The 14,401-nt window shown below is 47.3% G+C and carries 16 protein-coding genes; 7 read left to right on the top strand and 9 right to left on the bottom strand.

Annotation, left to right across the window (positions count from 1 at the left end):
* Positions 1 to 122: 122 nt before the first annotated feature.
* The 4 genes from AC0YNT_RS09610 to AC0YNT_RS09595 form a co-directional block, all read right to left on the bottom strand.
* A complete protein-coding gene (locus AC0YNT_RS09610; protein ID WP_475804375.1) occupies positions 123 to 998 on the bottom strand; it encodes a carbohydrate ABC transporter permease in 876 nt (291 codons plus the stop codon).
* Between the two features lie 18 nt (positions 999 to 1,016).
* Positions 1,017 to 1,907: a carbohydrate ABC transporter permease gene (locus AC0YNT_RS09605; protein WP_475804374.1), complete on the bottom strand. Its 891-nt coding sequence runs from the start codon at positions 1,905 to 1,907 to the stop codon at positions 1,017 to 1,019.
* 118 nt (positions 1,908 to 2,025) lie between these two features.
* On the bottom strand, positions 2,026 to 3,399 hold the full coding sequence (locus AC0YNT_RS09600) for an extracellular solute-binding protein (protein ID WP_475804373.1): 1,374 nt from the start codon (positions 3,397 to 3,399) through the stop codon (positions 2,026 to 2,028).
* A 271-nt stretch (positions 3,400 to 3,670) separates the two neighbouring features.
* Complete coding sequence (locus AC0YNT_RS09595) at positions 3,671 to 4,858, bottom strand: polysaccharide deacetylase family protein (RefSeq protein ID WP_475804372.1); 1,188 nt, start codon at positions 4,856 to 4,858, stop codon at positions 3,671 to 3,673.
* A gap of 190 nt (positions 4,859 to 5,048) precedes the next feature.
* Here AC0YNT_RS09595 and AC0YNT_RS09590 point away from each other — a divergent pair, with 190 nt between their 5' ends.
* A complete protein-coding gene (locus AC0YNT_RS09590) occupies positions 5,049 to 5,672 on the top strand; it encodes an NAD(P)-dependent oxidoreductase (RefSeq protein ID WP_475804371.1) in 624 nt (207 codons plus the stop codon).
* Between the two features lie 68 nt (positions 5,673 to 5,740).
* On the opposite strand, the gene AC0YNT_RS09585 is transcribed toward AC0YNT_RS09590, so the two are convergent.
* Positions 5,741 to 6,226 (bottom strand): glutathione peroxidase, encoded by a 486-nt coding sequence (locus tag AC0YNT_RS09585; RefSeq protein WP_475804370.1) that lies wholly within the window; start codon positions 6,224 to 6,226, stop codon positions 5,741 to 5,743.
* Between the two features lie 182 nt (positions 6,227 to 6,408).
* Here AC0YNT_RS09585 and AC0YNT_RS09580 point away from each other — a divergent pair, with 182 nt between their 5' ends.
* From AC0YNT_RS09580 to pepT, 6 genes are all read left to right on the top strand, one after another.
* Positions 6,409 to 6,849 (top strand): transcriptional regulator, SarA/Rot family, encoded by a 441-nt coding sequence (locus AC0YNT_RS09580; protein WP_167281117.1) that lies wholly within the window; start codon positions 6,409 to 6,411, stop codon positions 6,847 to 6,849.
* Between the two features lie 144 nt (positions 6,850 to 6,993).
* Entirely contained in the window at positions 6,994 to 7,362 is a 369-nt protein-coding gene (locus AC0YNT_RS09575; protein ID WP_475804369.1) for a GntR family transcriptional regulator, read from the top strand.
* Positions 7,359 to 8,258: an ABC transporter ATP-binding protein gene (locus tag AC0YNT_RS09570; RefSeq protein ID WP_475804368.1), complete on the top strand. Its 900-nt coding sequence runs from the start codon at positions 7,359 to 7,361 to the stop codon at positions 8,256 to 8,258. The genes AC0YNT_RS09575 and AC0YNT_RS09570 overlap by 4 nt, the downstream gene beginning before the upstream one ends.
* Complete coding sequence (locus AC0YNT_RS09565; RefSeq protein ID WP_475804367.1) at positions 8,255 to 8,935, top strand: hypothetical protein; 681 nt, start codon at positions 8,255 to 8,257, stop codon at positions 8,933 to 8,935. Before AC0YNT_RS09570 ends, AC0YNT_RS09565 begins: the two co-directional genes overlap by 4 nt.
* A gap of 121 nt (positions 8,936 to 9,056) precedes the next feature.
* Entirely contained in the window at positions 9,057 to 10,097 is a 1,041-nt protein-coding gene (locus AC0YNT_RS09560; RefSeq protein ID WP_475804366.1) for a Glu/Leu/Phe/Val family dehydrogenase, read from the top strand.
* A 162-nt stretch (positions 10,098 to 10,259) separates the two neighbouring features.
* A complete protein-coding gene (gene pepT, locus AC0YNT_RS09555; protein WP_475804365.1) occupies positions 10,260 to 11,492 on the top strand; it encodes a peptidase T in 1,233 nt (410 codons plus the stop codon).
* Here pepT and AC0YNT_RS09550 read toward each other — a convergent pair whose 3' ends face one another.
* From AC0YNT_RS09550 to AC0YNT_RS09535, 4 genes are all read right to left on the bottom strand, one after another.
* Positions 11,493 to 12,107 (bottom strand): flavin reductase family protein, encoded by a 615-nt coding sequence (locus AC0YNT_RS09550; RefSeq protein ID WP_475804364.1) that lies wholly within the window; start codon positions 12,105 to 12,107, stop codon positions 11,493 to 11,495.
* Positions 12,108 to 12,125: 18 nt separating this feature from the next.
* Positions 12,126 to 12,734 (bottom strand): alpha/beta hydrolase, encoded by a 609-nt coding sequence (locus AC0YNT_RS09545; RefSeq protein WP_475804363.1) that lies wholly within the window; start codon positions 12,732 to 12,734, stop codon positions 12,126 to 12,128.
* Positions 12,735 to 12,832: 98 nt separating this feature from the next.
* On the bottom strand, positions 12,833 to 13,786 hold the full coding sequence (locus AC0YNT_RS09540) for a VOC family protein (protein WP_475804362.1): 954 nt from the start codon (positions 13,784 to 13,786) through the stop codon (positions 12,833 to 12,835).
* 99 nt (positions 13,787 to 13,885) lie between these two features.
* Positions 13,886 to 14,329: a MarR family winged helix-turn-helix transcriptional regulator gene (locus tag AC0YNT_RS09535; protein ID WP_475804361.1), complete on the bottom strand. Its 444-nt coding sequence runs from the start codon at positions 14,327 to 14,329 to the stop codon at positions 13,886 to 13,888.
* Positions 14,330 to 14,401: the final 72 nt, after the last annotated feature.

Genomic DNA, 14,401 nt, shown 5'->3' with positions numbered 1-14,401 from the left:
GCCTTTTGCTCATTCCCTCATTGTAACACATGGCGAAACGGTTGCGCTGAGCTTTGGCTGCGCAACCGTTTCATATAGCAAAAATTAATAATTCCTTAAAATTCAAAAAAGCGGGAAGGGAATTAACCCTTCACCGCGCCTGCTACCATACCTTTTGTAATTTTGTCTGCCAAGAGGAAGTAAATCACGATTACCGGCAGTGCGCCAAGAACAAGGAATGCACCGATTGCACCGTAGTTTACCGAGTATTGGCTGACGAAGCTGTATACACCAAACGGCAATGTTTTCAACCGTTCGGTTGAGATGAATGTAGCTGCCAGGATGTATTCGTTCCAGATGTTAATGAAAGTCAGAATACATACGGTCATCATCGGAGGAACCGATACCGGCAGGATGATGTTCCAGAAGATCCGGAAGACGCCTGCTCCGTCCACGATTGCCGATTCTTCAATCTCATTAGGAATCGACTTCATAAATCCGCTTAGAATAAATACGGCAATTGGCGTCTGGAATGCGATGTAAGGCAGAATGAGCGACCAATGCGTATTCAGAATATGCATGTTCTTAAAGATAATCATCAGCGGCAGCAGTGTCGCCTGCATCGGGATCATCATCCCGATCAGGAAGATAACCATTACCGTCTGACCGTATTTCCACTTGAAGCGGCTGATTGCAAATGATACAAGCGAGCTGAGGAACAACACGCCAACCATTGTGATCAATGTAACTTTCAAGCTGTTAAGCAAATATTTAACGTAATTGCCCGACTCCATCGCAGAACTATAGTTGCTCCATTGTGGAACATGCGGCAGAGCGAAAAATTGGCCGGACAAAATTTCTTCGTTAGTCTTTAACGAGTATATAGCCAGCCACAAGAGCGGATACAATTGGGTGACTATCAGAATTGACAGAAGAATCCACATCAATGTTTTCCCGATCGAAAACTTTCTTTGTGGCTTAATTCTTGGCAACACTGCAGTAGTTGTACTTTGGCTCATGGTCGTATCCCTCCTTCATTACGTGTATTTCCGTTCCAGACGGTTGAATCCATAGTTGATAACCACTGTTGCGACAAGGCAGACTACAACCAGAATGGCTGCAATGGCACTTCCGTATCCATATTTCATCGACAAGATTGACATTCTGTACATATGTGTCGCGATAACATCTGTAGCGTTACCAGGACCGCCGCCTGTCATAACCATAATCATGTCGAACGATTGAAGCGAGCCAATAAAGGCAAGGACAATCGAGATTTTGAAGATCGGAACGTTCATTGGCAATGTAATATGCCAGTCAGCTTTCAAGCCTTCAGCGCCATCAATTTTGGCTGCTTCATAAATATCCGACGGAATGTTCTGAATACCCGTAAACTGAATGAGAGTGTGGTAACCAAGGTATTGCCACAAAGCAACGAAGTACAAGCTGTACATCGCGATATCTGGATCTGTCAACCACTGCTGCGACAAGCTGTGAAGGCCTACCCAGTCAAGCACCTGGTTAAGCATCCCGCCCATGGACGCAGGGTTGTAGATTGTTTTCCAAAGTTGTCCGATAATAACAACCGACAAAATTACCGGCATAAAATAGCTGGATACAAGGAAATTCGGCTTCTTGACGAAGCGGCTAAGTAAGATTGCAACAAACAAAGCGATTGGAATTTCAAGCATAGAGAATACAGCAAACATTAACGTATGGCGTACAGCTGGCCAAAATACAGCATCATGGAATAACAATTTGTTGAAGTTCTCAAGACCAATAAATTTTGATTCGCCGATCCCGTTCCATTCAAGTGTGCTGGTATACAAGGAAACGATGATTGGAACAAATACCAGACAGACATAAAGTATCAAACACGGCAGCACGAACAGCGCTATCGTTAACTTCGAAACCTTCAGTACGTTCATCTCGTGTGCCCTCCTATCTTTTAGCTATTTTTTTAACATCAGTACAAAAGGGGTTCCTGGGAAAGAACCCCTTTCGCACCGTGCGCAGCTTTTTATAGTTTCATCTGTTGTTTAAAGCTTATTTATTGCTTTCGAAAGCCGATTGATGCTCTTTTGCAACTTCAGCCGAATCTTTCTTCTGAACGAAGATGTTTTGGATAGCAGTCAAGTGGCCTTGGGAAGTACCAGGGTTCATTGTGTTATCGAACGACAGGTCGCCGCCTTTAACTTCTTTGAACAGATCCAGTACACTGATCGCCATGTCGGAGTAGCCAGCAGTTTTGAAGTCGCCGTCAACTTTTTGAGCGATACCTACAGCGCCTTTAACAGCAAATGCTTCTTTAGGGAAGTTCAGCATGAAGTAGTTCAGGAAATCTTTTGTTTCTTGCAGGTGTTTGCTGTCTGCAGAGATCGCGAATGCGGAACCTGGAGCAAGCATGAATTGGTTAGGGTCGCCTTTGCCGTTAACTGTAGGGAATTTGAATACGCCTACTTTATCCTTCAGAGCTTCAGATGTTTCGATACCGCCAGTTGCCCACGAACCCATGTAGTACATTGCAGCTTTACCCGTTTTGAAGATGTTCTCACCAGCGTTATAGTCGAACGATGTAACGCCTTCTTGGAACGCGCCTGCTTGAATCAGGTTTTGCATAGCGTCAACTGCTTCAACGAATGCTGGATCTTCGAATGTTTTCTTGCCAGCAACAACATCAGACAGGAAGCCAGGGCCGCTGTTTGTGCGAAGCAGGATGTTCATGAACAGGAACGAACCCGTCCAAGTATCTTTTTCACCGATTGCCATTGGCTGGATGCCTTTTGCTTTCAATGTTTTAACGTCTTCGATCATTTCTTCGAATGTTTCAGGTGTTTTTGTAATGCCTGCTTGTTGGAACAGATCTTTATTGTAGTAAACAACGCCGATGTTGTTGCCGTCTGGCAATGCATAAAGGTTGTTATCGAATGTGTAGAAGTCAAGAACGCCATCTTGGAATGTATCTTTCAAGCCGTTTTGCGCAACCATGTCGTTCAGTGGTGCAAACAGTTTTGCATCAACGTACGGCTGCATTTGAGCTGCTGGGTTAACAACAGTGATGTCTGGTACTTCTTTAGAAGCTGCTTGTGTTTTCAGCTTTTGTTTTTGTTGGTCTGTATTCAAGGAGTCCAATTCGACCTTAACGTTTGGATGATCAGTTTCGTATTGTTTTACGATTTTAGCCATCATCTGATTTTTAGGATCAGTTGGATCTGGATAAATGTTTTGGAATGTAATTGTCACTTTCTCGTTGCTTGCTGGTTTCTCTGTAGCAGCGTTAGTTGCACCTGCGTTATTGGAAGGAGCATTGCTTTCTTTGTTGCCGTTGTTATTGCTGTTCGATCCGCAAGCAGTCAAGCTAATCGCCAAGGAACCTGCAAGAACAAGACCTAGAACACTCTTCATATTCATTTTAGCCATTTGTTTATCCCCCTTGTTTGTTATGCTCTTATTATCTTGAAAACTGCAAACCCTTACAATGTGTGAACTTAGGATATCAGGTGTGTTTTCTTTAGGTCTTGAGATTCTCCCCTTAAATTTCCCCCGGATCGAAACCTGTCGAATGAATGGCTGAATACCATTATTATTTGTTTCGCCTAGAATGGAATATCCCCAGCAGCAGGGATTGCCAATGAAAAAGAGCCGCACCCCCCTAGATCCAATTGACCATAAGGAATGCGGCTCTTTTGTCCTAAGCCGTAATCTTATACTGCTTCCTTAACTTGCTCCAATGCAGCTTCATGCCTTTCATTTTGCAGTATTCCTTCAGCGGAATCATGATACCATCTGGACCTTTGAACGGCTGTTCCTTAAACGAAGCTTCCTGACCATCTACATGAACGGTAACTGCGGCATGATCCAGTGTCAGCGCCTTCAGCTTTTCCATCAGCTGCTTCGTTGACTCTCCCGCTCTGGAACCATTCACTCGGAAGCCGTTCGTCTGCCCTCGTTCATTAATCCCTTCTTTGACCGTAAAGGATAAGGTAATGCCAACCTCCTTCAATATATCCAGCACTTCTGCATTATAGGCTCCATATGGAAAAGCAATGATACTTCGCTTGTTTCCAAGCTCTGCTTTCAGACTTTGCTCAGCTTTCTCCAAGTCGGTCTTTACGCGTGTATGGTATTCCTCGTTCGTCTCGACACGATCCTCTTTCTTCAAATATTGATGCCGTGTGAGTACTGGCTTCGTTAATCCGTCAGCACGCATCACACCGTATTTGTGGCTGTCGTATGTATGATTATAGAAGGACATGCCGGACTTCTGCATTTCCCGCATTTGGTCCCATGTCATTTTAGGCCGGCCTTTCTTCGAAGGATTGTCGGCACCTGATACGATAACGAAATTCACGGCAGGATAACCATATTCTTTCAGTATAGGATAGGCTTCCTTATAAAAGCTCTCATAACCGTCGTCGAATGTCAGCAGCACGGCGTTGTCCGGAACATTCCCCTTGTTATCAATAAAATCAGCATATTGATCAATGGAGATGATGTGGAACCCATCCGATTTCAGCTGCTCCATTTGCTCCTTGAATGAATCAATTGAAATCGCTGATTCTGCTCCCGTTGGATCTGGAGTCTCCGATACATCGTGATACATTAATACAGCAACTTTGTTTGAGAAATACACTCCGCTGCTTTGTTTATCTTTAAGTGTCCACTCCAACTTCGATTGAAAGGTTGATTCTAGGAATGAGGCCGGTACCATAGGTTCGCCATTGACCACATCCACAGCGGGAGGCTGCTTCACCTTTTCGCCGTTGACGTAAAAGCTGACCGTCTTCGCATCTGCCGGAATGGAACATGCGGCAATCAGCCATAGGCTCATCATTAATAGAATAGGTTTCATCCAATTGGCAACACTAGTCCGAATCATCTTCTTACTTCCTCCTAAATAAAAAACCATTTGATTGTTACAATTTTTACAGATACTGGACGCCGATAGGCAAAAAAAATATCCTGCAAAGCTTGCTGTTCTCTAATTCTAAACGCAGCTTGTTGCTGGAAAGTTGCGGAATTATGATAAAATTCTAATGCGTATTCTATTATATATGGAGGGTGAAGAAATGAACATTGCTATTTTCGGAGGGACAGGCCGGGTCGGGAGACTGATTATAGAGCGTGCTCTTCAGGAGGGGCATACCGTTACCGCCCTCGTAAGAACACCAGATAAATTAAGAGATTTGGCCGGCAGCAGCTTACAAACAGTAGAAGGAAATGTACTCGACAGCGGTGCCGTTTATCAGACGCTCCAAGGCTCTGATGCGGTCATTAGTACCTTAAGCACGGATGGCGGAACAACGCTGTCGGAGAGCATTCCCATTATTCTCGAAACGATGATTAGACTTGAGATCAAACGAATCGTGGCGATTGGAACAGCGGGGGTGCTGAACAGCCGGACGGAGCCTGGCCTGCTCCGCTATCAATCCAGTGAATCACGAAGAACACTCACGAGAGCTGCGGAAGAGCATCATACTGTATGGCGTCTGTTAGAGGGGTCTGTGCTGGATTGGACATTGGTCTGCCCTACTTATTTGCCGGACGGACCATCCGAAGGCAGTTACCGGGTAGAGAGAGACTATTTACCAGAGGATGGAAAGAGGATAACGACAGGTGATACCGCCGCATTCGCCTATTCGCAGTTAAGCAGCGACCAATATTTAAGGTCTCGTGTTGGCATCGCTTATTAAACGGGGAAATGTGAAAAGCCAAGGCATGCAAACGTTATGCATACCTTGGCTTTTCAGATTAGGAAAGATTAATTTTTCTCAAGCAACGTCTGGATCTCGTCGTCGATCTTCTCCGGCGTAACATTGGGCCCAAACCGTTTAACGACTTTTCCTTCTTTATCCACAAGGAATTTCGTGAAATTCCATTTAATCCGCTGTGAGCCAAGCAGTCCACGTGCATCCTTCTTAAGCTTCTGGAACAACGGATGCGCGGTATCGCCATTCACATCAATCTTCTCATACAGCGGGAAATTAACGCCAAAGTTCAGCTCGCAGGACTCAGCGATCTCCGCATTATCCTCCAGCTCCTGGTTCATAAACTGGCCACTCGGGAAGCCTAGTACAGCAAAGCCCTGCTCCTTGTAATGATCATGCAGCTTCTGCAAGCCTTTGAACTGTGGGGCAAACCCGCATTTGGTCGCGGTATTCACAATCAGCAGCACTTGGCCTTTGTACGGTGCAAGCGTTTGTTTCTCACCTTTGATCGTCTTCAGCTCGATATCATATAAGGACATTTCGGAACATCCCCTTCAAATAAATTGTTATTAATTAAATTGTATAAAATATAGTTACAGTTGTCAAAGGCCATTTCTTTCTTTTGACACGTTATAAGTGCGGTGCTACAATACAATCACCCAATTAATTGCATACAATTTATATAGATCTATACCGATCGAAAAGGAGGATTCGACAAGCTGTGAACAGCGACGAACTGCTGAAGCTCGACAATCAGATCTGCTTTGCCTTTTATGCCTGCTCGCGGGAAATTACGAAGCTGTACCGCCCGATTCTTGCCGAGCTTGGCCTCACCTACACGCAATATATTACACTTCTTGCTCTATGGGAGCAGGATAATGTCTCGGTGAAGGAGCTTGGTGCCAAGCTGCTGCTTGATTCCGGCACACTTACTCCCCTGCTGAAGAAGCTGGAGTCTATGGGACTGCTGACAAGAGCCCGTGACAAGTCCGATGAACGACACTTAATTGTTCGTTTGACAGAGAAGGGTCAGGAACTCCGCAAGCAGGCCGAATGCGTTCCAGGCCGGTTGTATGAAGGAACCGATATTGAACCGGAGGAGCTCATCTCTCTCCGTAAACAAGTGCAATCGCTGATGAACAAGATTAACGAAGCTACTTAATAGGCTCTAGAAGCAGGTTGTCTGTCACGTACAGGCAGCCTGCTTTTTTTTGCGTTGCGGCCCATTGACTCTTGCTGTTCATTCTTGTATAGTTGGTTACACGAGTAATCAACCAGTTAGGTTGTGAGAGGTGATGTTAACGTTATGACTCTAATCATCGATGACAGCCGTCCCATCTTCGTACAAATTGCCGAACGAATTGAAGACGACATCATCCAAGGACGACTGCCTGAAGAATCGCAAGTGCCTTCAAAGAACGAGTTCGCCTCCTTTTATCAGATTAACCCTGCAACTGCCGCGAAAGGCGTTAACCTGCTGGTGGACGAAGGAATCCTGTATAAGAAAAGAGGGATTGGAATGTTTGTAGCCACAGGCGCCCGCGACGTGCTGGTCGAGAAGCGCAAAGAGCAGTTTTTTGAGCAATACGTAGTGACGATGTTACGGGAAGCAGAGAAGCTGGGAATTTCAGCAGATCAATTAACAGATATGATTCGGAGAGGGGATGCCAAATGACAAACCATGTGGTAGAAGTGAAGCAGTTAACCAAGTCCTATGGAAAAATGACGGCTGTGAACGAAGTTTCGTTCACGCTTGAGCCAGATAAGATTTACGGGTTGCTCGGAAGAAACGGCGCCGGCAAAACAACGATTATGCATATGATTACGGCCCAGTTGTTCGCAACAAGCGGCGAGCTGAAAGTGTTCGGGGAAGAGCCTTATGAGAACGCAAAGGTGCTCAGTCAGATCTGCTTCATCAAAGAGAGCCTGAAATACCCGGATAACTATATGGTCAAAGATGTGCTTGAGCTGTCCGCTTCCCTCTTCCCGAATTGGGATAAGGAATATGCGAACTCACTGGTGAAGGACTTTCAGCTGCCACTGAAACGCAGAATGAAGAAGCTGTCCCGCGGCATGCATTCCTCCGTTGGCATTATCGTCGGGCTTGCCAGCCGAGCGCCACTTACCATCTTTGACGAGCCTTACCTTGGTTTGGACGCCGTTAACAGAGCACTGTTCTATGACCGGCTGATTGAAGACTATTCCGAATATCCGCGTACAATTGTATTGTCTACCCATCTCATTGATGAAGTAAGCCGAATGCTGGAGCATATTATCGTCATCGAAGGCGGGAAGATTCTAATTAATGAAGATGCTGAGGAGCTGCGCGGATCTGCCTATACGGTAGCTGGTACAGCAAGTGCAGTGGAAAGCTTCATTCAAGGGAAAAAGGTCATTTCCCGCGAGCCATTTGGCGCTTTGCTGACAGCAGGAGTGTTCGAGAGGCTGACCGATACTGACCGGAAAAAGGCGGTATCTCTTGGGCTGCAAATCGCTTCCGTATCCTTACAACAGTTGGTCGTGCAGCTAACAAATAAGAAAATTGAGACCAAAGGGGGCTCCCAATCATGAATCGAATCTCGAATGTGATGAAGCTTCATAACCGTGACAAACATGCCTGGATGACTGTCCCTGCCGGCATTCTTGCATCCAGCTTTATCGTAAATCTGATTATCGGATATGGAAGCGGAGTTGCGATTTATACAGGCGGCTTATCGTCAATCTTCATCTATATGTTAGTCCTTGGTATTATCGTCATGCCGCAGACCTTTCCGTTTGCCATCAGCTTCAGCGTCCGGAGAACCGATTATTTTATCGGCACCGTCTTGAATGCCCTGCTCTCTAGCCTAGTCTGGACACTGGCTCTCCTATTGTTATCAAGCATTGAGGAAGCAACCAACTACTGGGGTGTCCAGCTACATTTCTTCAGCCTTCCATTCTTATCTGACGGCAATATCGCTCAGGAGTTTCTAACCGATTTCCTGCTTCTTCTGACTCTGTTCTTGTCGGGCTTAGTGATCGGAAGTATTTTCCGAAAATTCAGAGCAATCGGATTGTTTATTACCAGTTTGGCCGCGATGGTCGTGACGACTCTTCTTGTTGTGCTTTCCACACTTAACGACTGGTGGGATCCGATCTGGAATTGGCTGAAGGATACTACGGCATTTGAGCTTTCGTTATGGTTTCTGCCGATTGCCCTATGCTTCGCTATCATTTCTTACCTGCTGATCCGCAGATCAACGGTGTAATCATCTAAAAAGAAAAATAATCATCCCCCTTACTCAGACATCCTGTGTCATCGGCTATTACTGTTGAATACAACGGTAATACAATGCTGCCGGAGACAGATGCCTGTTAAGGGGGATTTTTATGGATTTGCGGAGCTTGATGAGCCTTGATGACTATGAGCGCCTGGAGGTCATCCAGGATGTACAAAGCGGACTAACTGCTATAATCGCAATTCATAATACAAAGCTTGGCCCCGCACTTGGGGGCTGCAGAATGTGGAACTACCCTACCGTCGAGGATGCTGTTAAAGATGCAGTTCGCCTAGCGCGAGGGATGACCTATAAATCAGCTATGGCGGAGCTGCCCTTCGGCGGCGGCAAAGCCGTTATTATCGGAGATCCAGCGAAGCAAAAGAATGAACGGCTATTCCGCGCTCTTGGGCGGTTTATCGATCGGCTGCAAGGCGAGTATGTGACCGGGATGGATGTGGGCACAACATCCACAGATATGGATTGGGTTGCTAAGGAAACTCGGCATGTAACGGATGTTTCCGGCTCGCTTGGAGCTTACGGCACCTTCACAGCGGACATGACAGCTTATGGCGTATTTCTGGGGATGAAAGCCTCGCTCAAGAAGGTAGACGGTACAGAAAGCTTGTCCGGTAAAGTAGTCGCGGTTCAAGGGCTTGGGAAGGTTGGCATGTTTCTCTGCCGTTACCTGGCCCATGCGGGAGCAAAGCTGGTGGTTTCGGACTTGGATGAAGAGCTTGTCCAGAAGGCGGTCCAGCAATACGGGGCGCGGGCAGTAACTGTTCAGCAGATTACGCAGGAGCTTTGTGATATTTACTCCCCGTGCGCACTTGGGGGTATCATTAACGATAAAACGATCCCTGGTTTCCAGTGCAAAATTATTGCTGGAGCGTCAAATAACCAGCTGGCGGAAGATCGGCATGGCGAGGAGCTGCACAGACGGGGCATTTTCTATGCGCCGGACTACGTGCTGAACGCTGGCGGCATCATCGTCACCGCGGCTGAACTTAATAACAACTCCCCATCCTACGCCCGAAGCTGCGTCGAACGGATCTACGGTACGGTTGTGAAAGTGTTCGACTACGCCGATCAACATGCCATGTCCAATGCCAAGGCGGCGAACCAACTGACCGAGCAGCTGCTCAGCGTGTAAGAGGCGTAAAGCGCGTCATTGAATAACGCAAAAAGGCTGCTCCTTTGGTCGATACGACCAACGGGAGCAGCTTTTTGGCGTTAAGGCCAGCATTCGATTTCTTCCTTTCTCTCCTTTATAATGATTGCATAGGCAAGTTATTGTGAAGGGAGCTGGATCTAAATGAAAGAAGAAATTATTAAACGACTGACCTCTTATGTCATCGTAGATACCCAATCCAATGAGGAGAGCGACACCTGCCCCTCAACGACCGGTCAGCTTACCCTTGCGAACCAGCTCGTTGATGAGCTGAAAGCCATCGGGATGGAAGACGTAACAATGGATCCGAATGGTTATGTAATGGCCACTTTGCCTGCAAACTCAGATAAACAGGTTCCGACGATCGGATTCCTCGCCCATGTAGATACAGCTACTGATTTCACTGGTAAAAATGTAAAGCCGCAGCTCGTCGAATACGAAGGCGGCGACATTACGCTGAACGAATCGCTTAGCGTCGTTTTATCAACGAAGGACTTCCCTGAGCTGAGCCAATACAAAGGCCATACGCTCATGACCACGGACGGCACAACACTGCTTGGCGCCGACAATAAAGCCGGTATTGCCGAGATCATGACGGCTATGGCTTATTTGATTGCAAATCCGGATATCAAGCATGGCAAAATCCGCGTAGCGTTCACGCCGGACGAAGAGATCGGCCGCGGCCCTCACCGCTTCGATGTAGAAGCCTTCGGCGCGAAATATGCCTACACCGTTGACGGCGGCCCGCTTGGTGAGCTGGAATATGAAAGCTTCAACGCGGCAGCAGCCAAGATCACGGTTAATGGCACGAATGTGCATCCCGGCACAGCCAAAGGTAAAATGGTCAACTCGATGAAAATCGCTATGGACCTGAACAGCCGGCTCCCAATAAATGAAGCGCCTGAGCATACGGAAGGCTACGAAGGCTTCTACCATCTGAACACACTGCAAGGTGATGTTGAGCAGACGAAGATGTCCTACATCATCCGTGACCATGACCGTGAAAAGTTCGAAGCGCGCAAGGCGAATATCTCAGCGATTGTCGAGGAGCTGAAAGGCATTCATGGCCCGAACAGCATCGTTCTTGAGCTGAAGGATCAGTACTACAACATGCGCGACAAAATCGAGCCGGTTTTCCAGATCGTCGAAATCGCCCGCGACGCGATGGAGAGCTTGGATATCAAACCAATCATTAAGCCGATCCGCGGCGGTACAGACGGCTCGCAGTTATCCTATATGGGACTGCCTACTCCGAATATTTTCACCGGCGGCGAGAATTACCACGGCAAATTCGAGTATGTGTCTGTCGATAACATGGTCAAATCGGTGCAGGTTATCGTCGAGATTATTAAACGGTTCGAACAGCAAGGCGAGTAATTACGAGGGTCTTTCTACCTCGAACAGCTCGCCAAGTTTCGCATAAGATGCACCTGCCAGCCGGCTGACTGGCCGGAGCGCAGCCGCATCGATATGATTCCGTTCATCACAAATGGATTCATCCAGATGATAGCTGACGACTCGACCGATCAGAAGGTCGCAAGCTGGTGTCTCAGCCGTACCTCCCAGCGGGATGACCTGTTCCAGAATACACTCCATCCGGACTTTCGCTTCTGCAATACCGGGAACAGAGATGTGCTCACTAGGAACAGCAGTAAGTCCTGCAAGAGTAACCTCGCTCTCTTCCGGCGGCAGGCTAGCCGCTGTGATATTGAGCTGCTGCACATAGGCTTCATCTGCAATGTGGACGACAAACTGTCCACGTGCAGCGGCATGACGAGAGGTATCCTTCGGGATACCTTTTTTGCGCTGCACAGAAACAGAGATCAGCGGCGGGTCAGCCGTTATGATATTGAAATAACTGAACGGGGCTGCGTTAAGTACGCCATCCTCCGACAATGTCGTGACCAAGGCAATAGGCCTTGGAATAATCGTGCCTGTAAGCAGCTTGTAATTGTCCCGCTCACTTATTTGTTCCGCATCAATACGAATCATTTTCCCGCCGCCCCTCTCTTATTGAAACTGCTCGTTATACCAAGCTGCAGCTGCTGCTACCTCTGTGCGTGTAAGCTGATGGCCAAACTGCTCCCAATGAACGGCTACAGATGCACCGGCACTGCTAAGCAGCCCTTCAAGCTCATTAGACTCCTCTGCCGAGCAGATTGGATCATTAACCCCTGCCCCGATAAATACCGGTACTCCCGACAGATCTGGCAGCTCAAGGCCGCGAATAGGAACCATTGGGTGATGCAGAATGGCTCCACGAAGCGAGTCCTTGTAGTGGAAGAGGAGGCTGCCTGCAATATTCGCTCCGTTGGAATAGCCGACAGCTACGAGATTATGCCGGTCAAATCCGTATTCTGCTGCTGCTTCATCGAGAAAATCATTTAATTCTTTTGTCCGGAAAACCAGATCCTCCAGATCAAATACCCCTTCCGCAAGGCGGCGGAAATACCGCGCCATGCCATTTTCCGATACGTTGCCTCGAATACTGAGTACGGAAGATTCCGGTGAAAGGCCTGCCGCAAGTGGCAGCAAATCATGCTCTGTTCCGCCTGTGCCATGGAAGAGGACGAGGACCGGCGCTGCCGGATTCGTCCCTTGTTTGAATATATGTTTCATCTCTATTCCTCCTAAAATGAATTGTCACCCAAGTGGCCATATGCTGGCCGGTTGTGATGATTCATGCTACGTAAGCATAAACTTCTTTCTTCCCAGTATTAACGATCCAGTTCCATTACCCGTACATCAAACGGTGTAAGCAGCTGTTGGATGCTTTCACGATGTTGTTCGTACCATGCTGGCAGCATCAGTTTCTCACCAAGGTGTGCAACTTCTTCATCACGTGCAAAGCCTGGAGGATCTGTCGCAATCTCGAAGAGGATGCCGCCTTGCTCACGGAAGTAGATCGCATTGAAGTACTGGCGGTCCACAATCGGTGTTGGCTGGAAGCCGTTCTCTGCTACATGCTGCTGCCATGCTACATGCTCAGCATCGTCTTTTGCTCTCCAAGCGATATGGTGGACGGTACCGTGACCGCCATGACCAGCTGCCATTGGCTCCGTATTTACATCGATGATATTACCCAGTTCACCAAACGATTGGAAACGAGCTAAGCCATTCTCCTCATCGACTTTCGACAGGCCCATTACATGCTCGAGCAATTGTGCAGTTGCGGCTGGATTCGTGCTGTACAGAATCGCGCCGCCGAAGCCTTTAATCGCATGCTCAGCGGATACACCACCAAACGACCATGTGCTTCTTGGACCGTCTTCACGCGCCACCAGCTCAACAAGCAAGCCGTCCGGATCAGCAAATTGCAGGTACTGCTCGCCAAACCGCGAAGTTTCCTGGAACTCGATCGAGAATTTCACCAGGCGCTCTCTCCAGAAGCCAAGCGTACCTTCCGGTACAACATAAGTGGTGTAGCCAACTTGACCGCCGCCAACTACGCCTTTACGGGAGTTTTCCCAAGGGAAGAAGGTAATAATAGTACCTGGGCTGCCGACTTCATCACCGAAGTACAGATGGTATACTTCCGGCGCGTCGAAGTTGATTGTTTTTTTCACAAGTCTTAAACCAAGTACCCCTGCGTAAAAGTCAGTTGTTACCTGAGGGTTTTTCACAAATGCTGTAATATGGTGAATCCCTGCTGTACGTTGGTTGGTTGTCATAATTTCCACTCTCCTAATTGTCGTTTTAAATTTTCAAGAATCTTTAATTTAAGATATATGATCTGACATGCTGTATGATTAGTACGACCATCATCTTTCCTACTTGAAGGTCGTCTGTGCAAACTTGCCTAACTTCTTAAGAAGCACACTTGCTGCCTGCTTCTCTTCAACTGTCAGCCCTCCGACCGCCTGATCAATGATAAGGGTATGTTGAGGGAAAACTTCTTCAATAAACTGTGTACCCGTGTCCGTCACTTCGGCGTATATAAGCCGTCGATCCTCTGTTGAAGCTCTGCGACAGACATAACCTTTCTTCTCCAGCTTATCAATCACGTAAGTGATATTACCGCTGCTCATCAATACCTTCTCGCCAATCTGCTGCAACGGCTGCGGACCTTTATGATAGAGCAGTTCGAGTACCCCGAATTCCGTCCGATTAAGGCCATGCTTGCGGATATCACGATCAGCATGAGCATTCACCCATTGGCTTGCTCTGGCAAGCGCGATGTAAAGATCAAGTGATTCATCTTTTTCTTTTTCCATTGGCCCGCCTCGCTTTCGTTTATCTTAATTTAAAGATACTTTATTTAAAGCTAAATGTAAAGAGGTATTTGA

Source organism: Paenibacillus sp. J22R56, from assembly GCF_056269375.1.
This window is presented reverse-complemented; position numbering and strand designations above follow the sequence as displayed.